Here is a 26,606-nt window from a genome sequence, read left to right on the forward strand (position 1 = left end):
GACATGGCGGAAAAGACAGGTTCGGCGGCGGCCGAGCACGCGGGCCAGCCGGTCGAGCTGCCGGAGGAGGTCGCGGCGCCGGGCGCAGAGGCGCCGGAACGGTCTCAGGCGCCGGAGGCTGCGGCCGCGGCGGGGTCGGATCCGCAGGTCCCGGAGACCGCCGTCGCAGCGGAGGCGGAGGCGCGGAGGCTCGTGCCCGCGCAGGTGCTCGGGCGCACCCGCGTCGAGATCGAGGCGCAGTTCGGGGCGCTGCGCGTCGCCAAGACCGGCTGGGCGACCACACCGGCCGACGACGGGGTGCACCTGCAGCTCCGCGACGGGCGCTGCGTCGGTGTTCGCGGACATGTCCCCGAGGACATGGACTGCCTGGAGGTCGCGGCCTGGCTCGGCTACCCCAACGCGTACCCGCTGCGGCGCAGCGACTACTGCGACTGGCCAGGGCTCAGTCTGAAGCATCGCCTCGCCGACGGCGTGGCCGGTCACTACGTCATTGCGACGGGCGAGTACCACATCTCGCTGTTGCATTGAGCCAGGATGCATGTCCGTCGGGACATGTTAATCGGAGGATATAGCCTGTCTCTTCGGACAGGTATTCGGAGAGCGGCGGAGCTCGGGTCCGCCAAGCACGTCCGGACCGAGCCGGTTCGCGGGTCGCGCCAGGGTCGTGTGGTGATTTCTGCGGCGGACGCGCGGGGTGCGTGGGGCCGTACAAGGCCTGCTGCGGCCGCCTTGCCAAGGCGGACCCGGTGTGGTCTCGTGAGCCCGCAATGCGCCGGGCCGGCCTCGCTGCGAGCTGTCTTTGCGGACATCTCGTCGCGGCGTCGAGCTGCGGCGGCGACCCGCGCGGGCCGGCGGAGCGGGCCGAGCCGCCGGTCGAGCCGACCCTCCGCGCGGGCGACTTCGCCGACCCGCAGGGCGGGCAGCGGTTCGACGGCGACGTGACGTTCGCGAGCGGGGCGACGATCGGCTCGCGGCAGATCACGCCGGCCGACCCGCGCGCGGGCGAGGCGATCACGGTGCGCTTCCCGGCCGCGGGGATCGGCGCAGGAATGCGGCTGCGGATCGGTCTGCGCGCGCCGCAGATCGCAGGGCTGCAGGAGGCGCGGGGACAGACGAGCGTGCCGCGCGGGCAGGTCGACGATCCGCGCGACCGCTGGGTCGAGCTCGCCGGGCCGATCGAGGCCGGCGAGGCCGCGCTGACGCTGGCGTCGCCGTGGCACGCGAGCCACGCGGTGATCGTGGCGGAGCTGGTCGGCGACGTGGCGATCGCGGGGCCGCGGCGCGCCGACGGGGTGGCGATCCTCGGGGCGGTGCGCGTGGCGGCGGGGCCAATGCAGGTCGCAGCGGTGCGCGCCGGATCGATCGTGGTCGACGGGGTGCTCGACGAGCCGGCGTGGACCGAGCAAGCCGGGGCGGCGCTGACGCTGTCGCTCGACGGCGAGCCCGACCCGACGGCGACGGCGCAGCCGCAGGCGGGCTCACTCGGCGCGCTGGCGCCGGAGTTCGGGACGCGGGTCGCGTTCGCGTGGGACGACGCGTACCTCTACGCGGCCGCCGACGTGCCCGACGACGACCTGTGGACCGAGTACACGCAGCAGGACGACCCGCTGTACAAGCAGGAGGCGTTCGAGCTGTTCGTCGCGGCCACCAACGAGGGCCGGCGTTATCTCGAGTATCAGGTGTCGGCCCGCGGGGTGACGTTCGACGCCCGGTTCCCGCGCTACCGCGCCGGCGACGAGGCGTGGGACTCGCGCTGGCAGACGGCGGTGCGCGCCGAGGGCACCGTCGACGCGGCGCGCGACCGCGACCGCGGCTTCGTCGTCGAGGTGGCGATCCCGTGGGACGAGCTGTGCGCCGAGACCGAGGTCGTGTGCCCGCCGCGCGCGGGAATGCAGCTGCGGGTCAACGCGTTCCGCCTCGAGCGGGCGGGTCGCAAGCGGCCGATCGGCCTGTCGCTGAGCCCGACCCGCGCGCCCGACTTCCACGCCTGGGACAACGCCGCGGTGCTGCGGCTGCTGTGACGCGAGAGGGACGATGCTGAACTTTAAGACATGTATGTTCGGACTTGTCCTTTTGAGCATGATCTCGGGGACTGGATGCGCGGGCTCGCCCGGCGGCGGGCCCGGCGGCGGGGGCGGCGGGGCCGGCGGCGTGCTGGCCGACGGCGCCACCACGGCCCCGCGGGTGCGCGGGATCTCCGTCGAGGTCAAGGACGTGCGGCTGTCGACCGCCCCGGCGCCGCGCTACGGCACGCCGGTGCAGCAGACGCTGGTCGCGGCCGAGACGGCGCTGGTCGAGGCGATGTCCGGCGCGGGGCTGCGGCACGACCCGGGGCTGTCGCGGGCGGCCCGCGAGCTGGCCCGCACGGCGCCCGACCGGAGCAATGTGCCGGGGGCGCTGATCACGGGGATCACGTCGTGGGTCGGCCTGTTCGACCCGCCGCCGCGGCTGGCGATCTCCGAGCTGCCGCCCGACGGAGCGCCGTGCGGCGAGCAGGTGAGCGCGAGCTGCCGCGAGGCGATCGCGATGCTGGCGAAGGCGGCGCGCGAGTCGATGCGCGAGCAGGCGCGCGCGGGCGGGGTGTACTTCGGGGCAGGTGTAGTGACGCTGGCCGACGGGACGATCCGCCTGGTGGTGGCGCTGACGGAGCGCGGGGCGGCGATCGAGCCGATGGCGAAGACGCTGGCGGCCGGCGGGCGGGCGGAGATCCGCGGGCGCCTGCTCGGCAAGCGGAAGAACCCGTCGTTCGAGGTGTTCGACCCGCAGGGCCGGTGGACGCCGATCCCGGCCAAGGTGTCGCGCGGCGAGTTCGTCGGCACGCTCTCGTGCGAGCGCGGGCGCGGGGCCTATCAGGTCGAGGTGCTGGCCGAAGGGACATATGGGCCGGAGGTCGTGGCCAACTTCCCGCTGTACTGCGGCGAGGATCCGCCGGGGGCGCTGCGGATCGAGGTCGAGCGGCTGGACGCGAGCGTCGACGCGGCCGAGGTGGCACGGGCCAACTTCGCGGCGCTCAACGACACGCGCGCGCGCCAAGGCCTGCCGCTGCTGCAGTGGGACAACCAGGCGGCCGCGATCGCGCAGGCGCACAGCGAGGACATGCTGCGCAGCGGGTTCGTCGGACACACGTCGCCCACCACCGGCGACGTCGACGACCGCTTCGCCCGCGCGGGCGTGAAGTCGGCGGTGGCGCGCGAGAACGTGGGCCGCGGCTACGGGCCATGGTCCATCCACCAGGGGCTGATGCAGAGCCCGGGGCACCGGGTCAACATCCTGGCGACCGATGTGACGCACGTCGGCATCGGCGTGGTCATCGCCCCGCCGGAGACCGAGGCCAAGGACGCGCCGCGGCCGATCTTGCTGACCCAGAACTACTACTCGAAGGTCGGCGCCGACGCGCCCGCGAGCGACATGCCGAAGGCGCTGCGCGACCGCGTCGACGGGCTGCGCTCGCAGAAGGGGCTGGCGCCGATCGGCTGGCACCGCGGGCTGTCGGAGGCGGCGCAGGCGTTCGCCGAGGGCATCGCCGGCGGCAACGAGGGGCGCGCGACGAAGCAGTACGACGCGATGCTCGAGGGCCACAAGTTCGCCCGCGTGGAGACGCACCGCGTCATCGCCCCGAGCTTCGCGTCGCTCGACGGGGTGAAGCTGTGGTCCGAGCCGGTCGGCGGGGCCGTCGGCGTCGGGGTGGCGAAGATCACCAAGGGCAAGGACGCTGGGGCGCTGATCGTCATCATCGCCGTCGGAGCGCGCTGATGCTGCTGCGGTTCTTCCTCTACGGGGTGCTCGGCTGGGCGGCGGAGATCGTGTGGACGGCCGGGTACGAGCTGGTCTCGGGTACACGCAAGGACCCGCTCGACCCCCGCGTGCGCGTGCGAATGACGCCGCCCGAGCGGTGGAAGCTGGCCGGTCACACGTACCTGTGGATGTTCCCGCTGTACGGATTGGGCGGTCTGGCCTTCGAGCCATGTCACGAATGGATCCGCGCGTGGCCGTGGCCGCTCCGCGGGACGATCTGGACGCTCGCCATCTTCGCCGTCGAGTACGCGGCCGGCCGGCTGCTGCGCGCCGCAGGCGGGCGCTGCCCGTGGGACTACAGCTACGCCCGCTGGCACGTCCACGGGCTGGTACGGCTCGATTATGCGCCGGTGTGGTTCGCGTTCGGGCTGGTCATGGAGCGCCTCCACGACGCGCTGCGCGGCCTGAATTGACGCGAGACGCGGCGATTGTGGCCGAGGTCCCGGCGGCGCAGGCGCCGATTGACGGGGCCGCTGGTGCGCGGCATGCTGAGCCCGTGAGCCTCGCCCGCACGGCCCGAATCGATGCCGCCTTCACCGGTGGTTATCGCTATTCCGGCGCGCGGGCGTAGCACCTCGTCGCGTCAACGAGGGGCCGCCCGCGGAGGGCAGGCCCCTTCGTCGTACGACGTGGCCTGCCGCGGGAGTCCCCCCAAACCCCAGCAGGCCCGTCATGTTCATCGTCGAACTCGATCCCGACCACCCCGGCTTCCACGACCGCTCGTACCGCGCCCGTCGCGACCAGATCGCCCAGATCGCCGAGACCTACGCCGGCGACGGGCCGATCCCCGAGGCGCCCTACACGGCCGCCGAGCACGCGGTGTGGCGCACGGTGAAGACGGCCCTGACGCCGCTCCACCGCCGCTTCGCCGCCCGCGAGGTGCAAGCGATGCTCGAGCGGTTCCCGCTGTCGACGAGCCACATCCCGCAGCTGGCGACGGTCTCGTCGCGCCTGCGCACAGCCTCGGGGTTCCGTCTGCGCCCGGTGGCAGGTCTCATCACCGCGCGCGATTTCCTGGCGGCGCTCGCGGCGGATACGTTCCTGTCGACGCAGTACATCCGCCACGCGAGCCGGCCGTGGTACACGCCCGAACCCGACGTGATCCACGAGCTGGTCGGCCACGCGGCGACGCTCGCAGACCCCCGCGTGGCCGAGCTCAACCGCCAGTTCGGCCGCGCGGCCCTGCGAGCGGACGAGGCGACGATGACGGCGATCGAACGCGTGTACTGGTTCACGCTCGAGTTCGGCCTGGTGCGCGAAGACGGCGAGGTGCGAGCGCTCGGCGCAGGGCTGCTTTCTTCCGTGGAGGAGATCGAGCGCGGGGTGCTGCACACGGAGCACCGCGCGTTCGACCTCGATGCGATCGCAGCGACCGACTACTCGCCCGCGGACCTGCAGCCGCGCCTGTTCGTGGCGGATGGCGTGGAGGACATGCTCCAAATGACATCGACGTGGCTCGAGCGGGTCGCCGGTTGATCGAGGGCGCACTCGCGGGCGGAGATGCGGAGCGGCGCACAGGCGCCGCTTCGCGCCGCCCGGCTCGCGCGGCCAGGCACGCGGGCGGCAGAAATCTCTGCGGACATTCATTGACGGACTCGGCGATGAGGAGAAGGCAGCAGGAATTGTGGTGAATACGACGACGGCTCGTCTCTGGCGACATGGCCGACGAGCCGTGTGACAGCGCCGCAGTGCTGGCTGCACAGCGAGCCAGGACGAGTGCGAGCGGCCCGGGGCTGCGAGCGAGCGGCATCAATGGCCGGTCGCGGGGATATTGACGGTAAGATCCTTCACCGTCGTTCCGTGCCTATAACCCGTGTCACCGTCCAGCAGGCTGCACAGCAGCGTCTCGAGCGCGGGATTGGGTAGGTCAGACGCCGCGAGCGTGTCGAACTCCGCCGAATTGTCGAGCTTGTAGGTACTCGGGTGCAGCGTGTCCGTTCCCTCGTGGCAGACGTACACGAACACCTTGTGCTGGCGCGGGTCGATGAAGTTCACGGTGAACAGGGGCGCCACGCCCGTGGCGTCGACCCATTGAATCTGCGGGCTGGCCAGATCGTATCCAGGCGGCGCCTCCGTCTCGAACACGCAATACTCGTCCGCGGGGAGGCCGGGGACGGAGCACGTGCCGTCCGGCCCGGTCGTGCAGTTGCCGACCGCCACCTTACCATCCACGTCCTCGGCCCTGGTGCAGCTCAACGCGTTGCCGGTCGTCCCGACGTTCTTGTAGATCGAGAACTTGGCGCCGGGCAGCGGGTTGCCCGGAGTGTCGTCGTCGGTCTTGACGATCTTGATCGTCTTGCAGAGCGAAATGTTGAGGTCCACCGGCTTGATGATGTCCTTGAGCTGGGAGTTGATCGATGTCGACGCGCGGCTCTTGATGTGTCCGGAGCTGAACGCGTCGCAGCCGGTGAGGAGGCCCGCGTCCGACAGATTGATGCTCATCTCGCCGAACTGGAGCGCCTGGAGCGCCGGGCCGAGAGACGACCCGTCGAACGGGGCCGTCGCGTTGGCCGCGAGCGGGCCGGTGTTGACTCTCGCCGAGGCCACCGGGTTCGGGTTCGGGTTCGGTTCAGGATCGCAGTTCGGCTCGAGCGGCTCGGTGGGATCCTCGGCGAGGATGCGCTGGCACGCGCCCCAGCACCGGTTCTGCTGATCGTTGCCGGTGATGGCACACTTGGCGCCCGGGGCGGCCGAGTCGATCCATCGCATCAGGTAGATCGTGCTGGTGCCGCCGCCCGACGAGTAGTTGAAGGCCACGAGCGCATCACCCACCTTACGCACCGGCACGTCGTTCCCCGGCAGCACTTTGTCATGATTGATCTCGAAGTCGATGTTGGCGTCGCCGTTCAGGGTCGAGGGCGACTGCCGCTCGAAGGCGAGGTTCAGGAACACGTCGGGTTGGCCCGCGCCGGGCAGCTCGGTGTAGACCATGAGGCGCGTCAGGTCGTCCTTCGGGGGGATGCCTGGAAAGGCGAAGGCCACCTTGTCGGCCTCCTTCACGCCGCCCTTGAAGGCGTCGTCCTTGCTGCCCGAACAGCCGGGGTGGGCCCCGGGTAGCCCGCAGTCGACATTCTGGATCAGATCGGCGAGCGGCGAGTTCGTGGAGGGCCGCCAGTCGATGCTGATGGGCAGTGCAGGATCCTCGATCTGGTTGCCGTCGATCTCGAATTTGCTGCCGGTGAGCCCGAATGCGACAGCGTGAGCGCAGAGCACGAGCGTGCCGACGCTGACTGATAGGAGCCGGTGTCTCCGTACGAATGAATAGGCTGCGTTCGTCCTGGACATGATCAATGTACCCTCCCAGAGCTCATGGCTCTGCAGTGGTCGAGTGTCGTAGTTCTCAACGTGGTCAGTGGGTCTCCCGAAGGGATTCCCCTCGATGGCGACGCACAGGAGCAGCTTGTGCCAAAGCCAGAAGCACGCCAGCGCTGTCCGACGTACGGTGAGAACCAACGCACGAGGACCTCGCCAACCTTTTGATCGCGCTCGCCTTTCGGTCGGGGACCGCGTCCACGCGCCGGCCCTGCAGCGCCCTCGCACCGTTGCGCGCCTGTACGACGGCGCAGGTGGACGAATTCGCCGCAACTCCGTGGGTCGGACAGCTCGGGCGAGGAGATTGCGAATGACGGCGGTGAGCGCCTGTGGGTCCTCGGCGAGAAGCCGCACAGTCAGGACTGTCGGCGCATACGGTCCGAGGTCGAACTCGATGTCGAGTCCCTCGGTCTCGACCAGCGCGGCGCCGGCGAGGACGGCCACAGGCGATCGTCGAGCTCAGTGCGTGTCGACGTCGCGGTCGCGCGGCTCCGGCAAATGTTGCGAGTGCGAACGCGACGCGAGTGCGATCCGCGTCGCAGCACCTGCTCCTGAGGACATGCGCTGCGTCGCCGCCCGGCGCGGCGGCGTCACGAGCGGCGTCGTCGGCGCCGCGCGAGAGGGACGAGGAGGCCGAGCAGCGCGAGGCCAGGACGGGGCGCCGAGCTGCAGGCGCAGCCGTCTCTTCCGGGCGGCGGCGCCGCCGTGTCGCCGGTCGAGTCGGGCTCGCCCGCGCTCGCGCAGTGGGGCGGGTCGTCGGCGGCCGGGTTGTCGCGGCAGAAGTCGAAGTCGCTCGGCTCGTCGCCGCTGCCGCTCACGCCGGTCTCCTTGCGCATCATCACCGTGCCGGGGGCGGGCATGTGGGCGACGATGGTGCGGCCCTCCGGGTCCTCGACGACGAGGCGCACGGTGAGGCGCACGCCGGCGTGCTCCTCGGGGACGTCGAACGTGATGTCGAGATCACTGCCGTCGACCGGCGCGATCGGGAGCAGCGGCTGCCAGTCGAGCTCGGGCTCGGGCGCGTCGGGGCTGACCGCGAACTCGAGCTTCCACGTCGAGCCCGCGGGCGCGTCGACGCAGGCCGCGAGGTGGATCGGCTGGCCGTGCCACACGTCGACCATGCGGGTGAACAGCGCCGCGGCCGGCGGGGCGGCGTCGGGGTCGCCGTCGTGCACGCGGTAGACGCCGCGGCGCGGGGTCCAGCGGTTGAGCCACGGCATGTAGGTGTAGCCGGCGACGACGTAGGCGCCGGGCGCGAGCGCGGAGGTGTCCCAGTCGACGCCGGGGCGCGCAGCCTCGCAGGTGATCGCGCGGCGCTCGGCGGCGCTGGTGATCGGCCACCAGCAGTCGGCGAAGGCCGGGCTGTCCTCGAGGACCTGTTCCGAAGTGACGGGCTCGGGGATCTCGGGGTCGGCGGCCAGGCTCGAGTCGACGTCGGCCCAGGTGATCCACGGCGGGATCGTGAACGGTAGCGCGTCGCGGCAGAAGGCGACGAACTGGTGCGTGCGGCTGTCCGCCGGCTCGTCCTCGGTCAGGCACACGTCGACGAGCGGGATCGTGTACTCGAGGTGGACGACCGGGTCGACGCTGCGGTCGACCCGGGTCAGGCAGGCCTCGCCCTTGTGCTGCACCTCGGTTCGCGGCAGGCCGTTGTCGCCGGCCCATGCGAGGCGCGGCGACAGGGCCCAGAGATGTGCGACGGTCAGCGCGGCGCCGACGAGGATGTCCCGAAGGACAGGCATCACTCGAGGCCGACGACGCGGATCCGGTGGTTGTGGGTGTCGGCGATGTAGAGCAAGCCGTCCTCGAACTCGACGCCGTACGGGCGATCGAGCAGGGCCGCGGCGGCGCGGCCGCCGTCGCCGCCGTAGCCGGGGCTGCCGCACTGGCCGGCGACGGTGGTGATGACGCCCTTGGTGTCGACCTTGCGCACGCAGGAGTTGTCGGTGTCGGCGATGTAGAGGTTGCCGTCGGGGTCGAGGTCGATGTCGCTGGGGCGCGACAGCGAGGCCTTGAGCGCCGGGCCGCCGTCGCCGCCGAAGGTCGGGTCGCCGTTGCCGGCGTAGGTGGTGATGATGCCGTCGGGGTCGATCTTGCGGATCCGGTGGTTGCCGGAGTCGGCGAGGAAGATGTTGCCGGCGCCGTCGATCGCCAGGCGCCCGGCCGGCGGGGCCGACTGACCGCCCGGGAGCTTGATCTGGGCCGCGGAGGCCGGGCCGTCGTCGCCGGTGAAGCCGGCCATGCCGTTGCCGACGAAGGTGTCGATGACGTGGTCCGTGCCGACCTTGCGGATCCGCTGGTTGGCCTGGTCGGTGATGTACATGTTGCCCTGGGCGTCGAACGCGGTGGCGACCGGGAGGTCGAGGATCGCGTCCTTGGCCGGGCCGCCGTCGCCGCCGTAGCTGCGCATGCCGTTGCCGCAGATCGTCGTCAGCGTGCCCCGCTTGGGGTCGAACTCGATGATCTTCGAGTTGTGCCAGGCCGAGATGATGAGCGTGCCGGTCGGCGAGTTGCTCAGGTGGGTCGGATGATTGAGGTTGGTGTACTGCGCCTCGCCGTCGGGCGCGTCGCCGAGCTCGCCGGTGCCGACCACCTGCGTCACCGTGTCGTCAGGCCCGACGGTGATGATGCGGTGGTTGTTCCAGTCGAGCACGTAGGCCAGGCCGTCGGCCGCGAAGGTGAGGTCCTGCGGGAGGTAGAGCTGGGTGTCCTCGCGGTCGAGGCCGTCATCGTTGAGGCCGGCCTCGCCGGTGCCGACGTAGGTGCAGATCGTGCCGGGGCCAGGTACGCAGCGCTCGTCGCCGCGGTCGCAGGCGGAGGTCGCCGCGAAGGCCAGGGCCGCGAGCGACAGCAGGGGGGCGGTGGTCTTGATGGACATGGCTTTAAGTTCCTGTGCTTAAGTTACTTGGCGAGGACCACGCTGCGGACGCGGTGGTTGTGGCTGTCGCTGATGTAGAGGGTGCCGTCGGCGTCGAAGGCGACGCCGGTCGGGCGGTTGAGGCCGGCGTCGACGGCCGGGCCGCGGTCGCCGGAGTACTCGGCGCGGCCGTTGCCGGCCACGGTGGTGATGACGCCCGACTCGACGTCGAGGGCGCGGACGCGGTGGTTGAGCTCGTCGGCGATGTAGAGCCGGCCGTCGGGGCCGATCTCGATGTCGCGCGGGTTGTTGAGCTTGGCCGCGGTGCCGGGGCCGTCGTCGCCGCCGTAGCCGGCCTCGCCGGTGCCGGCCACCGTCTCGATGGTGTCGGCGGCGAAGTCGATGCGGCGGATCGCGTGGTTGAGGGTGTCGGCGACGTAGAGCCGGCCCTTGCTGTCGCGCGCGAGCGTGCCGGCCGGCGGGGGGTTGCTGCCCGGCGGGAAGTGGAACTGCGCCGCCATCGGCGCGCCGCCGTCGCCGGCGTAGCCCATCTCGCCGGAGCCGGCGACGGTGCTGAGCATCGAGCCGTCGGCCGAGAGCAGGCGGATCCGCTGGTTGCGCTGGTCGAGCAGGTAGAGGTTGCCGTCCTCGTCGAGCACGCCGCCCGAGGGCTGGTTGAGCCGCGCCATCGGGTCGTCGATGGGGCCGCCGTCGCCGGCGTAGCCGGCCCCGCGCCCGCAGATCACGACCACCTTGCCGGTCTTCGGGTCGTAGCGGCGGATCTTGTGGTTGTGCCACGAGACCAACAGGAGCGTGCCGCTCGCCTCCTCGAGGAGCTGCGTCGGATGGTTGAGGTTGATGTTGGTGCCGGCGGTGCCGGGCGGCGTCAGGTCGGACAGGTCGAACGGGCCGTCGCCGACGAAGTCGGTGCCGATCACCGTCTTGAGGTTGCCCTCCTCGGTGAGCAGGCGGACCTGATGGTTGTTCCAGTCGAGGATGTAGAACTCGCCGCCGCTGGTGATCGTGACGTCGACCGGCCAGTACAGGCGGGCCTCGGACAGGGGCTCGTCGTCGCCGTTGAAGCCGGCCTCGCCGTTGCCCGCCCAGGTGCAGATCGTGCCGACGGTGGCGGGGCAGGGCGGAGGGCCGTCGCTGTCACATGCGGACGCGAGGGCGACGACTGCGAGGAGCGAGAGGAGGGGTTGGCTGCGCGTCATCGTGTAATTACCGAGCTGGGGTTTTAGGGCAGGTGTAAGCATTCACTGCGGGAGCGGGGGGCCGTAATGGGTGAGCAGTCCGTCGCTCAGGTTGCCGGTGTAGATCCGGCCGCCCACGGCCCAGATCCCGCCGTCGGGGTCGACGTAGACGGCATGGTACTCCAGCGGGGTGGTCGGGGCAGCCTCGATCTCGGTCCAGACGCCGTCATCCCCTCGCTGCCAGATCGCGCCCTCGAGGCCGGCCGCGACCGTCGCGGATTCGCCCGCGTAGATCCCCGCGAACTGCGGGACCTCCCCCTTCGGCGTGACGTCGCGGGCCCCGGCGTCGCCCAGCTCGACGATGTAGCCCGACACCGCACCGCCGACGGCGAACACGTCGCCGCCTGCGCCGTGCACGGTGAACAGCGGGCGGTCGGCGGGCAGTTCGATGCGGCTCCAGGTGCCGCCCTGGTAGCGGAGGACGACCCCGCCGTAGCCGACGAACCACAGATCGTCGGGACCGGATCCCCAGATCTTGAAACAGGCGAAGCCGGCCATCAACTCCGGCGTGAGGTCTGCCGGCGCAGCCCAGACATCGCCGTCATAGCGCCAGATCACGCCGGCCGTGTTCTGCTCGTCGCTGCCGCACGCCCACACGTCGTCCTCGGCCAGCGGGAACACCCCGTACAGGCGCTCGGTGGTCGGCATGGCCCATGTCTTGGAGGACATGTCGTTGCGGTCATATCGGAGGACGCGCCCGGCGTCGCCCGACATCCACACGCCGTCGCCCAGACCGCTGACCCACCACAGGTGCCCGGGGCTGCCGGCGTCGAGCTCGGACCAGGCGGCGCCGTCCCAGTGCTTGACGGCCGGGCCGCTGCCGGCGTCGGCGCCGACGATCCACACGTCGTCGGCGCCGCGGCCCCACACGCTCATCAGCGAGCCGGGCAGGCCCTTCTCGACGATCTCCCAGGTGGCGTCGTCGCCGGGGGCTTGCGGGCAGGCGGAGAGGCCGAATACAAAAAAGGTCAAGGCGGCGCGGCGCATGGCGGCACGGTACCATACCGGCGCGACCGGCGGTCGCAACGGCGGGGGCGCGGGGGCGCGGCGCGACTTTTGTGGCATCGTCGCGCGATGCAGAGGCTGACGAGCTCGGTCCAGATCACGCTGCGGCTGTTCGTGGTGGCCCGCTGGGTGATGCTCGCCCTCATCGCGCTCGGCTGGACGCTGCAGGCGGTCCGGCCGACGCTGTTCCGCCAGATCGTGTCGTGGTTCCCGCCGCCGCCGGAGCCGATCGGAACCAGCATCGTCGTGGTGATCATGGCGGTCGCCAACCTGGTGGTGTCGCGCCGGGTGCTGTCGCGCGGGCGCGCGACCATGACGATCGCGGGCACTCACCTGCTGCTCGACGCGGCGGCGATGACGGCCCTGCTGGCGCTCTCGGGCGGGGTGTCGAACGCGTTCACGACGATGTACTTCGTGCCGATGACGCTGGCGATCCAGCTGTCGCCGGGCTGGGCGTGGGCGATCGGCGGGGCGTGCCTGCTCGGCTTCGCCAGCCTGTTCGTGCTCGGGCCGGCGCCGGTCGGCCCGCCCGGGCACGAGGAGCACTTCCTCGGCCACATCCGCGGCATGTGGGTCGCGTTCGGGATCTCCGCGGCGTTCGTGATCTACTTCGTGCACCGCATCGCCCTGTCGCTGGCGCGTCAGCGCGCCGAGCTCGAGCGGCTGCGCATGACGGCCCAGCAGGACCGCCAGCTGGCCGCGCTCGGGACTCTGGCTGCCGGCGCGGCCCACGAGCTGGGCTCGCCGCTGGCGACCATCGGCGTGCTGGTGGCCGACCTGCAGGTGATGGAGCCGCGCGAGCGCGACGAGGCGATGCAGACGATCCGGCACGAGCTGGCGCGCTGCAAGCACATCCTGCAGCAGATGTCGTCGCCGGAGCTGCGCGTCGGCAGCCTCGCCGCTTCGGCCGAGCCGTGGCTGTTGGCCGAGCTCGGCGACGAGTTGCGCTCGCTCGGCAGCGAGGTGACGGTCGAGACGTCGGCGGCCGGGGCGACGGCGACGACGACCCAGCCGCAAGAAGTGGTGCTGCAGATCATGCGCGCGGTGGGCACCAACGCGGTCGACGCCTGCCGCGCCAAGCCGGGCAGCAAAGGGGTGCGGGTGGCGATCGACGCGACGGCGGACCACGCGCTGCTGCGCGTGCGCGACGACGGGGTCGGCATGCCGCCGGAGGCGGTCACGGCCGCGTTCGACCCGTTCTTCTCGACGAAGCCGGAGGGCAAGGGGATGGGGCTGGGGCTGTTCCTGGCCCGGGCGCACCTGCGCAAGCTCGGCGGAACGATCGAGCTCGAGTCGGAGCACGGCCGCGGGACCACGACGACCGTGCGGTTTCCGCTGCGCGAGGCCCTGCGTGAGGGTGCGACCGACGGTCGCGGCGGCTGACCCCGCACCGGCGCAGACTTGCCGCGACGTCACTGCCGCGGGATGCTTGGCGCGGAGGAGCGCGCCATGTCGGAGGCAGAGGACAGCCACAGCACCGTGCTCGTGGTCGACGACGACAAGCCGTTCTGCGCCGCCCTGGCCGGCTCGCTGCGCCGCCGCGGCTGCGCCGCGATCGTGGCCCACAACTTCGACGACGCGATGGCCGAGGCGGAGGCGTGGGCGCCGGACCGGGCGGTGGTCGATCTGCGCATGCCGGGCCGCGGCGGGCTCGAGCTGGTGGCGGCGCTGCGGAAGCTCGACCCGACGATGGCGATCGTGGTGCTGACGGGGTTCGGCAGCATCGCCTCGGCGATCGAGGCGATCAAGCTCGGGGCGACCTACTACCTGACCAAGCCGGCCGAGCCCGACGAGATCTTGCGAGCGTTCGAGCGCGTGGAGCCGGTCATCGTCGAACCGCCGAGCCCGCACGCGGCCAAGCCGCTCGACGAGCTCGAGTGGGAGCACCTGCAGCAAGTGCTCACCGACTGCAACGGCAACGTGTCGGAGGCGGCGCGGCGGCTGGGGATGCACCGCCGCAGCCTGCAGCGCAAGCTGGCCCGCGGGCGCCCCAACCACGAGCCGCCCGAGGCGCCGTGAGCCGGCGGCGGCCATTCGCGCTATAGTCGTCGGGTGCCGCGCCTGTTCGTCGGGATCGATCTGCCACCCGGGGTCGACGACCACCTCGAGATGATGTGTTACGGCCTGCCCGACGCTCGCTGGGAGGGGGCCGACAAGTTCCACCTCACGCTGCGCTTCATCGGCGAGGTCGACGGCCGGGTCCACCGCGAGATCGTCGACGCGCTGCAGGAGCTCGACAGCCCGTCGTTCATGCTCGGACTCAAGGGCATGGGCGTGTTCCCGCCCCGCGGCCTGCCGACGTCGGTGTGGGCGGGGATCGCTGACCCGGGCCCGGTGGTGGCACTCAAGCACAAGGTCGACGCCTGCCTGCGCAAGGTCCCGGACCTCCAGCCCGACCCGCGCAAGTTCGCGCCCCACGTGACGATCGCCCGGGTCGGCGACTGCACGGTCGAGGACGTGATGGTCTACCTCGCCGAGCACGCGCTGGTCCGTACCGAGCAGTTCCCGGTCGAGCGCGTGCTGCTGTACTCGAGCGTCAAGACACACCGCGGCTCGGCCTACCGCGTCGAGGCCGGGTTCCCGTTGCGACCTGTCTGAACGACCATGTTCGCGTGGCCCTCCGCGTCGCCCCCCTGGCTGGCCCTGCTGCGGCGCCTGGTGGTCGCGGCGGCCAGCCTGGCGCTGGTGGCGACGCTGGTGTTCGCGACCTTCGAGTGGCTGGCCGACCCTGCCGCGCTGCGCCTCGGCCGCGGCGCCAGCCCGGAGGCGCTGACGGCCCTGCGCGCGGCGATGGGGCTCGACCTGCCTGTCGGGACACGTCTCCTGGAACATGTCGCAAGGGCCATGACCTTCGACTTCGGGACCAGCCACGCCCGCGGCGCGCCGGCCGGCCAGCTGATGCTCCAAGCGCTGGTCCCGACGCTGGCCTACGCGCTGCCGGGCTGGCTGCTCGGGACGGCGGCGGCGATCGCCGGCGGGCTGGCCGCCGCGCGCCGGCGCAGGTTCGATCGCGCGCTGCTCGGGCTGTCGACGCTGGTGATCAGCACGTCGAGCGTGATCGTGGTGGCGCTGGCGCAGCACCTGCTGGCGCACCGCCTCGGATGGTTCCCCGTGCTCGGCTGGCCGCTCGGCGGCGCGGGCACGAGCCCGCTCGCCTACGTGGTGCTGCCGGCGCTGGTGTGGGCGCTGCTCCAGTGGGGGCCGGACGTGCGCCACTACCGGGCGGTGTTCGAGCGCGAGCTGGCGGCCCCGCACCTCGACGGGCTGCGCGCGCGGGGCGTGCCGGAGCGACGGGTCGCGCGGCACGTGCTGCGCGCGGCCGTCGGGCCGATCGTGGCCCGGATCGGCCAGCGGCTGGCGCACGTGGTGGTCGGCAGCGTGGTGATCGAGGAGCTGTTCAACATCCCCGGCCTCGGGGCCCTGCTCGTCGCCGCCATCCACGAGGCCGACGCGGCGCTCGTGCAGGCGATCGCGGTGGCCACCGCGGCGGTGACGATCGTCGGACAGGCGCTGTGCGACGGCGTGGTGTGGCTGGTCGACCCGCGGGTGCGGCGAGGGGACGTCACGTGAGGCGGGTGGTCGTGGCGCGCGTGGCATGTTTTGAGATGGCGGCTCGGGCATGTCTTCATGGGCATGTTGGGGTCGGCGGAGGCGGGCGATGAGGCAGGTCGGGCACGGATGTCTCGCGGGACAGGTCGGGTTGCGCCCGCCCGGAGGGGGGCGGTGAGACCGGCGCTCGGCCGCCTGGGGTGGCTGGCGCTGGGCGGGATCGGCGGCTTCGTCGTGCTGGCGCTCGGGGCGGCGGCCGGGTTGTGGGCCCAGGCGTGGGACGTTCCGGTGGGGCGGCCGTACATGTCCCCGGGGACAGGCGCGTGGCTCGGTACCGACGCGCTCGGCTACGACCTGTGGGCCCAGGCGTTGCAGGGCGCCCGGGTGTCGCTGGTCGCGGGCGGGGGCGGGGCGCTCGGTGCGGTCAGCGTCGGCGGGGTGCTCGGCGCGTGGGCGGGGCTGCGGGGCGGGTGGACCGATCGGCTGCTGTCGGGGGCGACCGACGCGTTCGCCGCGGTCCCGCCGGTCGTCGCGCTGCTGGCGGTGGCCCTGGCTCTCGGGCCAGGTGTGGCGACGGTGGTGCTGGCGATCGCGGCGACGCAGTGGACGGGGGTGTTCCGGGCCGCTCGTGCGGAGGGGCAGCGGTTGCGCGCGGCCGACTACTACCGCGCGGCGCAGGCGATGGGCGCGGGCACCTTCCACCAGATCGGCTGGCACGTGGTCCCGGCGCTGCGACCGGTGCTGCTGTCCGCGCTGGTGGTCCTGTTCGCCCACGCGGTCAAGGTCGAGGCGCTGCTGGCCTATCTCGGCGCGAGCGCGCCGGAGCTGCCGAGCTGGGGGAAGCTGCTGGCGCGCAGCGGCAGCGAGCTGGCGCGCGGGGTGTGGTGGCCGACCCTGGCGGCCAGCGCGCCGCTGGCCCTGCTCGTGCTGTGCGCGCAGGTCCTCGCCGACCGGTGGCGTCGATCGGTCGGATGAACCCGGGCCCCCGGCGTCTCCCCGCCAGCGGGATGCCGCGGGCGCTCGTCGGCGTCGTGCGCAGGGGCGCGGCTGGCGGCGAGTCGTCGGTAAATCAGCGGAGGTGGTCCGGCGCGCTCGGCCGCGCGGGCCACATGGTCTTTGGGACATGTCGTGGCGATCGAGGGCCGGGGATGGGCGGTCGTCGAGGTCAATTCCGCCTGAACCTCCGGGCCCTGCGGCGGCGATCCGGTTGCGGTGCTCGAGGTGTTGCGCGGCTGCGTGGTGGGGGACGGGGCGGGCGAGGCGGGGCGGTGGCTGCGGTCGCGCGCGGACGTGACGAGCTAGCGAACGAGCGCCGCGCCGTGATAGTGGAGGACGGACGACATGAGCGCGTTGTTCCGCCGATTCTTCGACCGCCTGCCCGTGCGCGCGATCGCCAGTGACGGCCAGTTGCACCTGCTCAGCGACGCGGAGCTCGCGGCGGTCCGGCGGACGCACCGGGTGGCCGTGACCAGCGCGGCGGCGATGAGCGTGGTCGGGTTTTTGCTGTACTTCATGCCGGTGTACAGCGCGCCGGAGCTGTTCCCGACGGTCACGACGACCCTGTTCGGCAGCGAGGTGGCGCTCCCGTGGGCGGAGACGCTGTGGGGCCTGCTCCTCATGGTGATCGAGATCTACGCGCTGGTGCTGCTCAACTTGTGGGGCGTGCACGAGATCGCGGCGGCGACCGGGCTGCTCGGGCCGCACAACAAGGCCGAGGTCGCCGGAACCCTCATCGACATCGGCCTCGAGAACAAGCACCGCGGGCTCCTGCAGTACGGCATCGACCCGTTCCTCGGCGTCAATCCGTGGCTGCTGTTCCTGGTCAACCTGCTGCTGCGCCTCAAGGGGTGGCTCGGCAGCAAGATCCTGCGCTACGCGGTCCAGCGGCTGCTCGGACGCTTCGCGGTGCGCGAGGTGCTCGACTTCGCCGGGATGCCGATCTACATGGCGATCAATGCCTGGTGCACCCACTCGGTGCTGCACGAGGCCAAGGTGATCATCATGGGCCAGAAGCTCATCGAGCACCTGTGCGTGCGTCTGCCTGCCGACCTGGCGTCGCGCGCCGAGGACAAGGCCCTGCTGTACGACACGTTCCGCTTCATCGCGGTGAGCAAGCGCGACTTCCATCAGAACCACTTCGCGCTGACGAAGGCGCTGATCGAGCGCTACGCGATCGCCGTCGAACCGAGCCAGGGCTCGCTCGAGGACTATCTCGGACGCCTCGAAGCCGCGCCGGAGCGGTTGCGCCGGGCGGCGGTGCTGTTGATCGTGATCGGGTTCGTGCTCGACGGCCAGATCTCCTGGCGCGAGCGGCGACGGATCCGCGAGCTCGCGGAGCGGGGCGTGTTTCGCTTCTCCGTCGCCGAGGTCCGGGTGATGTGCCGCGACTTCGTCCGGGGGGCAGGGCTCGAGGCGCTGCTGACGCGTCAACTGGCGCCCGCGTGAGTCTGCATCAGCGGAGCCGGTCGACAGCTCCGGACCGGGTTGGCAAGCTGCAGCGCGATGCCGAGCAGATTCGAGGATTTCGTCGACGTTCCTGGCGTTTGCGAGGTCGCGTACAGGCCGCCGCGACCCGGCGCGCCGACCCTGCTGGTCGAGCTGCCGCACGGAGCGACCCGAACCGCTGATTATGAGGCGACGCGGGCTCGGCTGACAGGGGCGCTGCCGGACAACCTCGAGGCGTTCTTCTATGTCAATACCGACATCGGCACTCCGGAATGCGCACAGTGGCTCGCCGAGGAGCTGGCGGCCCAGGGCTTCGGCTCGCTGGTGCTGCGCTGCCTGGTGCCGCGGACCTTCATCGACTGCAACCGCGTGGTGGCCGGCTCGAAGCAAGGGGTCGTGGTCGACGGGTTGACCCCGGCGGTCGCCGCGTACATCGAGGAGCCGGGCGACCAGGCGCTGCTCGGCGAGCTGCACGCCAGCTACCACGCGCTGACCGAGCGGGCCTATCGCCGGCTGTGCGGCGCGGGCGGGCTGGTGCTGCAACTGCATTCGTACGCGCCGAGGTCGGTGGGCATCGACCGGATCGACGGCGAGATCGTGACCGCGTTGCGCCGGGCGTACGAGCCCGAGATCTACGAGACATGGCCCGAGAGACCGGCGGTCGATCTGATCTGCGCCGACGCCGAGGGCACGATGTGGTCGTCGCGCGAGCTGGTGGGGGCGGTGCAGGCCGAGTACGCGGCGATCAACGTCGACGCGCGCGAGAACGCGACCTACAAGCTCCATCCGGCGACGATGGGCTATCAATACGCGCGGGCCTACCCGGGTCAGGTGCTGTGCGTCGAGCTCAATCGCGGGCTGCTCGCCGATCCGTTCGTGCCGTTCGGAGAGTCGCCGATCAGCCCCGCGAACGTCGAACGGATGACTCGGCCGCTGGCTGCCGCGCTGTCGCGGGCGCTCGCGGGGCAGTTCCACTGAGGCCGGCGCGGGGGCGCCCGGGGGCGAGAGCCGGCGGCGACTCGCGGCGAGACACGCGGTCGCGAATGTGCGACGGTCGGGGGGATGCAGCACGGCGATCCCTCCGGTGTCAGTGTCGCTCGAAGCGCCCTGCGGGCCGCAGTGCTCGTGTCGTCGGCCGGCCTGGCGGCGTTCCTGGTCTTGCGGGCAGGTGGCATGACGGGCTGTGACGGGCCGGCCTCGCCGCCCCCGCAGCAGCCAGCGCCGGCCCCCTCGGCGAAGAAGGCTCCCGAGGCCGAGCCGGTCGCAGCGCCGGTCGTGCAGGCCCCGCCCCCGGGACCGGCGTCGGAAGGGAATTCCGAAAAGGCGCCGGAGAAGCACGAGCCCGGCACCATCGAGGTCGGCAAGAACTACTTCCCGGCCTCGAAGGCGGGGGTGTTCATCGAGCATGACAAACCCCCGCCGCCGCCCGCCAGGGAGCCGGTCGTCCAGCAGCAAGCGCCGCAGCCGCCGCCCCAGCAGGTGGCGCCGCGGTGATCGACCTGCTCCTCGGGACAGCTTCCAGCGCGGGGCTGCTGCTGCTGATCTTCGCACCGCTGGAGCGGGTGTTCCCGGCCCGTCCGCACCAGGCGGCGCTGCGGCGAGAACTGTGGATCGACGCGTCGTTCTTCCTCGGCCAATACCTGGTGTTCTCGGCGGTCGCGGTGGCGACGTTGGCGACGATCGACCATGCGCTGGCCGGGGTGTGGCCCCTGGCCCTTCGGACATGGTCGATGAGTCTACCGCTGTGGGGGCAGGTGGTGCTGGCGCTGGTGCTGGGCGATCTATTGACGTACTGGTTCCATCGCGCGTGCCATTCGTGGGGGCCGCTGTGGCGGTTCCACGCGGTTCATCACAGCGCCGAGGAGCTCGACTGGGTGGCGGCGCACCGCGAGCACCCGTTCGACGGCATCGTGACGCAGATGTGCGTGAATCTGCCAGGTATCGCGCTCGGGCTGCCGTTTGCGGCGCTCGGCGGGTTGGCGGCGTTCCGGGGGTTGTGGGCGATCCTGATCCACGCGAACGTGCGATTGCCGCTCGGTCCGCTCGGCATCGTGCTCGGTGCCCCGGAGCTCCATCACTGGCATCACGCCTGCGTCGAGCGGATGCGGCACAACTTCGCCAATCTGGCGCCGTACCTCGACCTGATCTTCGGGACGTATCATCGACCGAGCGGTCCGGAGACGTACCCGCTCGGCTTGACGCAGCCGTGGCCGCGGCGCTATCTGGCGCAGCTCGTGCGGCCATTCCGGCGCGACTGATCCTCGCGCCGCGGCGGTGGGGGGCAGCCGCGCCGTCGCCCCCGTGAGGGCCAGCATCGTCGCCGTCGAACCGTCCGGGCTGTCGTCGTGGGGAATGCATGGCGTCAGAACACCCGGACGCGACGGCACGCCAGGCGAAATCCCTCGCCGGTCATGCCGGCGGCGCGCGCGGCCCCGGTCTTCGTGCGGTGGGAGCAGAGCTGATGGCGGAAGTACAACGTCTCGAAGCCGGCGACCGCCTCGTCGTGGGTGCTGCGCATCAGCGCGGCGACCCGGGCGAGGTTCGGGTCGAGGTCGCGACCGAGACCGAGGTCGGCGCGCTCGATCGTCCCACGCTGCGCGGCCAGCCGGGCGCGTTCGACGACGAACTCGAGCTCGCGGACGTTGCCGGGCCACGGGTACTCCCGCATGGCTGCGATTGCGTCGGCCGACAGGGTGCGGCTGCGTCCGTCGGCGGCGAGGCGCGCGAGTAGGCGCTCGGCGAGAAAGACTACGTCGCGGCCGCGGTCGCGCAGGGGGGCGAGCACGATGTGGAAGCCGCTCAAGCGGGCGCACAGGTCGGGGTCGAACAGGCCGGCCGCGGTCAGGCCCTGCAGGTCGCGCCGGGTGGTGGCCAGCAGGCGCACCGGTGCGGTGGCGATCGCTCGGTCGAGGGCTGCCTGGCTCGCCGGCGAGAGCTCGTCGAGCGCATGGACGAGCAGCGTGCCGCCGCTGGCCTCGGCGAGACGCCCGCGGCGTGTGGCCGTGCCGAACAGCTCGAGGTCGACCTGATCGGCCGGGAGCCGGCGCAGGTCGACGGCGACGAAGGCGGCGTCGCGCTCGGGGCCCAGGAGGTGGAGGCTGCGCGCGGCGAGGGCCTTGCCTGTCCCCGCCTCGCCGGAGAACAGCCCGTGACCCCGCCCCGGGCGGCCGGCCAGCGTCGTCAGGCGAGCAAACAGCAGTCGCATCGCCGGGCAGTGGCCATCGAGCTCGCCGAGGTGACAGAAGGGAAGCAGCGGCACGTCGAGAACGTCGAGCGCGACCAGCTCGAGGTGGGTGCCGCCGACGCAAAAGCCGGTTCCCGGGGCCAGCCAGGCCTCGCGGACGCGCAGGTCGCCGACGAGCACGCCGCTGGCGCTGTCGAGGTCGCGCACGACTAGCGCGCCTCGTTGGGGGACCAGTTCGAAGTGCACGTCGCTGGCCCGCGGATCGCGGAGGACGAGGTCACACAGCTCGCTTCGACCGCCGCGGAGCGCGGGCCCGGCGAGTTCGAACTCATGGGTGAGTGTACGCCCCGCCTCCGGTCCGGCAATGATGCGTAGCACGATTCGCTGGACGATCCGTTCGGTGGATGCAAGAGACATGTCCTGAAGGACATTCAAATGATTCATGGCGGTGGCGAGATCTCGGGTGGGCGAGGCAGCAGCGGGACAGGTCGGGGTCATGCGCGGGGCTCCTGGTCGGGCGAGGGCCGCTGCACGAAGCCTGCCAACGGCCAATACTGGTTGCGAGGGCTCCTGGGCCCGCTCCAAGGGGGGGACCAACGCGGGTTGGGCAGCCGCCGAGGAGGGCACCCACTTGGGTTGGGGGGTGACATACCTTCAAGGACAGCTCATGGCGAGGCCGGCCGCGAGCACGGCGACGAGCGCGACGGTTGCGACGACGCGGCCCCGACGGACCAGGTCTGAGATATGAATTGAGGCGAAAGCCCGGGGACCGGTCGAGCGTGATTCATGGCGCGAATCTAATCGAGGCCGTCATGTCATGCCATGATTTAAATTCAGGCGACTTTATTGGGTGGTCGCCAAGTTGGATTGTGTAGATCCAACTGTGGTTGGTGAGGACGCACGAATCGAGCGGCTGGCAGGAGGCGGACGATGAGATACTCTGGCGTGCGTGAGCGAGACGATTCACAGGGCCGTGAACGCGGTCCGGGGCCCGCGCCAGGCCTGTCCGCCCCGTGCAGGGACAGCGCTGCGAGTGCCGTATCCTGCGCGGCACACGGTCACGACGTGCGCGGCCAGCAGCTCGACATGCGAGCGCCAGGCGGTATGGGGGGGAGCCTCCCGCGGGCGTGAGAGCTGGGTGAAGCCGACCGGCCGCCGAGTACGCGGCGGCGCGGGCGCGTCACTCACCGATGATCTTGATCAGCGCGCGCTTGCGCCGGCGGCCGTCGAACTCGGCGTAGAAGATCTGCTCCCACGGGCCGAAGTCGAGTTTCCCATCGGTGATGGCCACCACCACTTCCCGGCCCATCAGCTGGCGCTTGATGTGGGCGTCGCCGTTATCCTCGCCGGTACGATTGTGACGGTAGTGGCTGGTGGGCGCGTGAGGGGCCAGGCGCTCGAGGAAATCGTCGTAGTCTTGCAGCAGGCCCGGCTCGTCGTCGTTGATGTACACGCTCGCGGTGATGTGCATCGCGTTGACGAGGCAGAGGCCCTCACGAACGGCGCTCTTGCGCACGGCGGCCTCCACCTGGGCGGTGATGTTGAGGTAGGCGCGGCGGTTGTCGGTTTGAAACCACAGCTCTTCGCGGTACGACTTCATGCCCGCGAGGGTCGCTCACTTGGCGGACGAGTGCCAGTGGGGCATCGAGCCGTGTGGCGAGTGGAAGTAGCGGGTCGGGGAGACGTAGCGGAAGTTGGTGACGCGGCTGGTGTAGATGCAGGCGTAGCTCTCGACCTGGGCGCCGAAGCGGCTCGAGTCGCGCCGGGCGGCGAACACCGAGCCCCAGTAGGGGTTGAAGGCCTCGTCGACGTCGGCGATCCGGCGCTCCAGGGTGGCGGCCATTTCCTCCTCGTATTTGCGGAGGCGGTCGAAGCGGCGGCGGACCTGGATGCGCGTGTCGGCCAGCAGACTCTCGGCGGCCTCGGGGGTGACGCCCTGGCGGACGAGGTCGTCGGGGATCATGCGCGCGAGCAGGCGCGACAGATAGCGCTGGGCCGAGAGCTCGTCGGCGAGGGAGATCCGGAGAGACGAGAGCTGCTCGATCTCCTTGAGGGCGATATGGCGGTCGCGGCGGATGCCCAGCTCGTGCTCGAGGTCCTCGACGACCAGCGCTGTGCGCCAGCCGGAGCTCTTCTTGCTGCGCACGATGTCGCCGTAGATGTGGTCGCCGACGTAGAGCACCTCGTCGGGATGGACGCCGAGCGCGGCTTGCAGCCCGAGCTGGTTGCCGCCGTTGTAGATCCGCCCGCGGCGGGGTTCACCGGTGGGACGTCCGAGCGGGTTCGCGGTTGCGTCGAGCTCCTGGAACGGCTGGTTGCCGGTGAAGAACTCCGGCTTGCGCGCGCCGACCACGACCCAATCGAAGTAGTCGCGCCAGGTGGCGTAGGCCGACAGCTGCCCGCCGAGGACATAGCCGAGCACGGACTCGGTGTACGGCAGGAGGCTGTTGGTGAGGAGGAACAGGCGTTTGCCGGCCGAGCGGAACTTGTGGAGCGTGGGTCCGAGCTCCGGGTCGAGCTGGAAGTAGCGCGGCAGGTCGGCCTGGATCAGATCTTTGAGCGAGCCGTCCTGGTGGGCCTGGTCGATGCACTCGCGGACGTCGTTCCACGCCTGAGCGTAGGTCGGCGGTCCGGCCGGCCAAAGGTCGGGCCGCTGGTCGATGCGGTCGACGACCTCGGCGTACATGGTGACTTCCGGCAGCGCGAACAGGGTATCGACGGGGGCGAACCGCTCGCGCTCGGTGCCGAGGCGCTGGGCGCGATAGAGGGCCTTGCGGGTCGGCTTCGGCAGCAGGTGTTTGCCGTGGTAGGCGCGACCCACGTAGCCGTGCCGGTCCATCTTGATGATGTTGCCGTAGGTCTTGTCGACGACGAGGCCGCGGATAGCGAAGGCGGGATCGGCTTGCATGTCGCGCAGCGCCTCCGGGTAGCCGCGCGCTATCAACTTGTCGAGTGTGCAGCGGATCGACAACGCCTCGAGCTCGTCCTGCCGGTAGAGCGCGAGGGTGTAGTCCATGTCGAAGCCGATGACGCCGATCTGATCGAAGGCGAGGTCACGGTTGGTGAAGATCCGGCGGGTAAAGGGGGCCTCGAGGACGAGCTCGCCCTCTTGAAGCACTCTGCGGATGGGAGACGGGAGCCCGCTGGCGATCGACATGGGGGGACGTTCAGGGTAGCAGCGCAGGCCGCTGGTGGCGGGGCGTTTCCCGGATTGCGCGGATCCGCAAAGCCTCGTAGCTTAGGAGGTAGCGAGAGCGCGCATGCATCAAGCCGCCAAGGAGCCTGCTCCGCCCAGGGACGAGCGCCGCGTGCTCTGGTACCTGCGCAAGATCCCGCTGTTCGAGGGCGTCGCCAGCGAGCGCCTGAGGGCGCTCGCCGCGGTGGTCGAGATCAGGGAATTTCGCCGGCGGCAGATCGTGTACCTGCCCGGCGACCCCGGCGAGCACGTGTTCTTCCTGCAGGGCGGGCGGGTCAAGTGCAGCAAGGTGTCGCGCGACGGCAAGGAGCTGACCCTCGATTATCACGGCCCGGGGGCGTTCTTCGGCGAGCTTTGCGTGTTCGCGGGCGCGCCGCGCGAGGAGATGGCGGAAGCGATGAAGAACGCGATCGTGGCGCTATTGCCGCGAGAAGCGCTGCGCGACCTCATCTTCGCCGATCCGGTGCTCGCGTTTCGCTTCGCCCAGGTGTTGGCGCAACGGCGGCGCAGCGCCGAGACCAGGCTCGAGCACTTCGTGTTTCGGGATGTCCACGCCAAGCTGGCGGCGCTCCTGCTCGAGCTCGGCCGCGAATACGGCCACGAGACCGAGGATGGGATCAAGGTCGACCTCAAGATCACGCATCAGGAGATGGCCAACCTGATCGGGTCGACGCGCGAGACAATTTCCCTGGCGTTGGCGAGCTTTCGCAAGCGCAACCTCGTGAACTTGCTGGGACGTACAGTCGTGCTCGTCGACCTCGAAGGTCTCGCGGCGCTCTGCTAGGGAGCGGTTCCTCCGCGGACTGCCGAGCGGCTCCGGCGGGGCCGCCGCCGAACAGGTTTTCGTGCCCGGGCAGGCTCCGCGAGTCCACAGAGGATGGCGCGCCGGAGCGGGTGAACCTCGCCGTCGACGGACGACGAGACCGCGGAGCGCCGGACCCGCTCGCCGGGCGGCGCGCTTGGAGCGTGGGCCGCAGGCGGGAGCGACCCGTCCGTCTCTCTGGTCGAGAGGGCATGTCCTTTCAAACATGTCTCCGGACTCAGCGAAGGGCCGGGAGCCGAGCAGTCGCCCGGATGGTGCGTGCAGGGACTCGTGCGTCTGTTCTCGACGCTCGCGTCGGACCACGCTCAGGGCTCGTCGCGGTCGCTGAGCTCGACGCCGATGAACTCCGAAAGGACGCCGAACTTGTACATCGGCACGCGGCCGAGCTCGCGCATGGCGATGTTGCCCTGCGGGTCGAGGACGATGAGTGCCGCCTCGCCGGCGGGGATCTGAAAGGCGGCGCGGGCCTCGGGGCCGTCGGGGGCCGTCTTCCACCGCTTGAGCTCGGCGCCGTCGATCTGGCCGACGAGCAGGGCGCTGACCTCGCCGGGGTCGAGCTTCGCGTCGCTGTCGACGACGATGCCGGCGAGGCGTACGTCGGGCTTGGCGAACTGTTTCACGCTCTCGTCAGTGCCGCCGTCGAACCCTTGCTTGCCGCCGGGGATGTCCTTGCGCGCGACCGGGCCGCCGAGGAACACCAGGGCGCAAGTGCGGCCGGCGCAGGCGGCGTTGTCGAGCTCTCCGACCTTGAACGCGGGCGCGGGCGTCGGCGGGGGGACGCTCGCACCGAGCAAGCCGCGGAGCTTCTCTATCTCGGCGGGCTCCATCTTGCCGCTGTGGCGAAAGACCACCGCGCCGGTGGGGTCGAGGACGACGATCCCGACATGGCCTTTGGGCAACTTGAAGGTCTTGGTGGCTGCACCCTCGAAGTCGATGTAGAGCGGGAGCCGCAGCTCGGGCCGCATGGGGCCGACGAACTCCTCGATCTTCGAGGCGAGCAGGCCAAATCCCTCGGCGTCGCCGATGGCGAAGCCCGAGACGTTGTCGGGGTAGATCCAGCGAGCCATGGCCCGGCTCATCGCCGACGACTCGCGCGCAGCCATGCTCTCGCGGTCCTCGACCAGGAGGTAGACGGTGCGACCCTTGAGATCGGCGATCACGAGGTCGCCGAGGCCACCGCCGCC

The 26,606-nt window shown here is 71.1% G+C and carries 24 protein-coding genes; 15 read left to right on the top strand and 9 right to left on the bottom strand.

Annotated features, from left to right (window positions below; all coding sequences use genetic code 11):
• Positions 1–3 precede the first annotated feature (3 nt).
• From K7C98_RS16515 to K7C98_RS16535, 5 genes are all read left to right on the top strand, one after another.
• Positions 4–528, top strand: coding sequence for a hypothetical protein (locus tag K7C98_RS16515; protein ID WP_224192660.1), 525 nt, complete (start codon positions 4–6; stop codon positions 526–528).
• 239 nt (positions 529–767) lie between these two features.
• Complete coding sequence (locus K7C98_RS16520) at positions 768–2,021, top strand: carbohydrate-binding family 9-like protein (RefSeq protein ID WP_224192637.1); 1,254 nt, start codon at positions 768–770, stop codon at positions 2,019–2,021.
• 58 nt (positions 2,022–2,079) lie between these two features.
• A complete protein-coding gene (locus tag K7C98_RS16525; RefSeq protein ID WP_224192638.1) occupies positions 2,080–3,753 on the top strand; it encodes a CAP domain-containing protein in 1,674 nt (557 codons plus the stop codon).
• Positions 3,753–4,208: a putative ABC transporter permease gene (locus tag K7C98_RS16530; RefSeq protein WP_224192639.1), complete on the top strand. Its 456-nt coding sequence runs from the start codon at positions 3,753–3,755 to the stop codon at positions 4,206–4,208. Before K7C98_RS16525 ends, K7C98_RS16530 begins: the two co-directional genes overlap by 1 nt.
• A 259-nt stretch (positions 4,209–4,467) precedes the next feature.
• Positions 4,468–5,271, top strand: coding sequence for a hypothetical protein (locus K7C98_RS16535; RefSeq protein WP_224192640.1), 804 nt, complete (start codon positions 4,468–4,470; stop codon positions 5,269–5,271).
• Positions 5,272–5,544: 273 nt separating this feature from the next.
• Here K7C98_RS16535 and K7C98_RS16540 read toward each other — a convergent pair whose 3' ends face one another.
• The 5 genes from K7C98_RS16540 to K7C98_RS16560 form a co-directional block, all read right to left on the bottom strand.
• Positions 5,545–7,080: a prealbumin-like fold domain-containing protein gene (locus K7C98_RS16540; RefSeq protein WP_224192641.1), complete on the bottom strand. Its 1,536-nt coding sequence runs from the start codon at positions 7,078–7,080 to the stop codon at positions 5,545–5,547.
• Between the two features lie 617 nt (positions 7,081–7,697).
• Positions 7,698–8,849 (bottom strand): MYXO-CTERM sorting domain-containing protein, encoded by a 1,152-nt coding sequence (locus tag K7C98_RS16545; RefSeq protein ID WP_224192642.1) that lies wholly within the window; start codon positions 8,847–8,849, stop codon positions 7,698–7,700.
• On the bottom strand, positions 8,849–9,985 hold the full coding sequence (locus K7C98_RS16550; protein WP_224192643.1) for a hypothetical protein: 1,137 nt from the start codon (positions 9,983–9,985) through the stop codon (positions 8,849–8,851). The genes K7C98_RS16545 and K7C98_RS16550 overlap by 1 nt, the downstream gene beginning before the upstream one ends.
• A 23-nt stretch (positions 9,986–10,008) precedes the next feature.
• On the bottom strand, positions 10,009–11,181 hold the full coding sequence (locus tag K7C98_RS16555; protein ID WP_224192644.1) for an SMP-30/gluconolactonase/LRE family protein: 1,173 nt from the start codon (positions 11,179–11,181) through the stop codon (positions 10,009–10,011).
• Positions 11,182–11,223: 42 nt separating this feature from the next.
• A complete protein-coding gene (locus K7C98_RS16560) occupies positions 11,224–12,207 on the bottom strand; it encodes a hypothetical protein (RefSeq protein WP_224192645.1) in 984 nt (327 codons plus the stop codon).
• An 87-nt stretch (positions 12,208–12,294) separates the two neighbouring features.
• Here K7C98_RS16560 and K7C98_RS16565 point away from each other — a divergent pair, with 87 nt between their 5' ends.
• From K7C98_RS16565 to K7C98_RS16605, 9 genes are all read left to right on the top strand, one after another.
• Positions 12,295–13,608, top strand: a complete 1,314-nt coding sequence (locus K7C98_RS16565) for a sensor histidine kinase (protein WP_224192646.1) — start codon at positions 12,295–12,297, stop codon at positions 13,606–13,608.
• Between the two features lie 66 nt (positions 13,609–13,674).
• A complete protein-coding gene (locus K7C98_RS16570; RefSeq protein WP_224192647.1) occupies positions 13,675–14,244 on the top strand; it encodes a response regulator transcription factor in 570 nt (189 codons plus the stop codon).
• Positions 14,245–14,277: 33 nt separating this feature from the next.
• On the top strand, positions 14,278–14,823 hold the full coding sequence (gene thpR, locus K7C98_RS16575) for an RNA 2',3'-cyclic phosphodiesterase (protein WP_224192648.1): 546 nt from the start codon (positions 14,278–14,280) through the stop codon (positions 14,821–14,823).
• Between the two features lie 6 nt (positions 14,824–14,829).
• Positions 14,830–15,795, top strand: a complete 966-nt coding sequence (locus K7C98_RS16580; protein ID WP_224192649.1) for an ABC transporter permease — start codon at positions 14,830–14,832, stop codon at positions 15,793–15,795.
• A 153-nt stretch (positions 15,796–15,948) separates the two neighbouring features.
• Positions 15,949–16,749, top strand: a complete 801-nt coding sequence (locus tag K7C98_RS16585; RefSeq protein ID WP_224192650.1) for an ABC transporter permease — start codon at positions 15,949–15,951, stop codon at positions 16,747–16,749.
• 366 nt (positions 16,750–17,115) lie between these two features.
• Positions 17,116–18,219 carry an LBF_2804 family protein gene (locus tag K7C98_RS16590; protein ID WP_224192651.1) on the top strand — a complete coding sequence of 368 codons (1,104 nt, stop codon included), beginning with the start codon at positions 17,116–17,118 and terminating at the stop codon, positions 18,217–18,219.
• Positions 18,220–18,276: 57 nt separating this feature from the next.
• Positions 18,277–19,197 (top strand): N-formylglutamate amidohydrolase, encoded by a 921-nt coding sequence (locus tag K7C98_RS16595; RefSeq protein ID WP_224192652.1) that lies wholly within the window; start codon positions 18,277–18,279, stop codon positions 19,195–19,197.
• Between the two features lie 141 nt (positions 19,198–19,338).
• Positions 19,339–19,713: a hypothetical protein gene (locus K7C98_RS16600; protein ID WP_224192653.1), complete on the top strand. Its 375-nt coding sequence runs from the start codon at positions 19,339–19,341 to the stop codon at positions 19,711–19,713.
• Complete coding sequence (locus K7C98_RS16605; RefSeq protein ID WP_224192654.1) at positions 19,710–20,477, top strand: sterol desaturase family protein; 768 nt, start codon at positions 19,710–19,712, stop codon at positions 20,475–20,477. The genes K7C98_RS16600 and K7C98_RS16605 overlap by 4 nt, the downstream gene beginning before the upstream one ends.
• Before the next feature lie 104 nt (positions 20,478–20,581).
• Here the strand turns inward: K7C98_RS16605 and K7C98_RS16610 are convergent, their stop codons facing one another.
• From K7C98_RS16610 to K7C98_RS16620, 3 genes are all read right to left on the bottom strand, one after another.
• Positions 20,582–21,847 (bottom strand): sigma-54-dependent Fis family transcriptional regulator, encoded by a 1,266-nt coding sequence (locus K7C98_RS16610; RefSeq protein WP_224192655.1) that lies wholly within the window; start codon positions 21,845–21,847, stop codon positions 20,582–20,584.
• Between the two features lie 736 nt (positions 21,848–22,583).
• Positions 22,584–23,003, bottom strand: coding sequence for a secondary thiamine-phosphate synthase enzyme YjbQ (locus tag K7C98_RS16615; protein WP_224192656.1), 420 nt, complete (start codon positions 23,001–23,003; stop codon positions 22,584–22,586).
• A 15-nt stretch (positions 23,004–23,018) separates the two neighbouring features.
• Positions 23,019–24,521, bottom strand: a complete 1,503-nt coding sequence (locus K7C98_RS16620) for an HAD-IG family 5'-nucleotidase (protein ID WP_224192657.1) — start codon at positions 24,519–24,521, stop codon at positions 23,019–23,021.
• 142 nt (positions 24,522–24,663) lie between these two features.
• Here K7C98_RS16620 and K7C98_RS16625 point away from each other — a divergent pair, with 142 nt between their 5' ends.
• Positions 24,664–25,383 (top strand): Crp/Fnr family transcriptional regulator, encoded by a 720-nt coding sequence (locus K7C98_RS16625; RefSeq protein ID WP_224192658.1) that lies wholly within the window; start codon positions 24,664–24,666, stop codon positions 25,381–25,383.
• 344 nt (positions 25,384–25,727) lie between these two features.
• On the opposite strand, the gene K7C98_RS16630 is transcribed toward K7C98_RS16625, so the two are convergent.
• Positions 25,728–26,606: hypothetical protein (locus K7C98_RS16630; protein ID WP_224192659.1), on the bottom strand; the 879-nt coding region annotated here is incomplete at its 5' end.

Source organism: Nannocystis pusilla, from assembly GCF_020073745.1.
GTDB classification, from domain to species: Bacteria; Myxococcota_A; Polyangia; order Nannocystales; family Nannocystaceae; genus Nannocystis; species Nannocystis radixulma.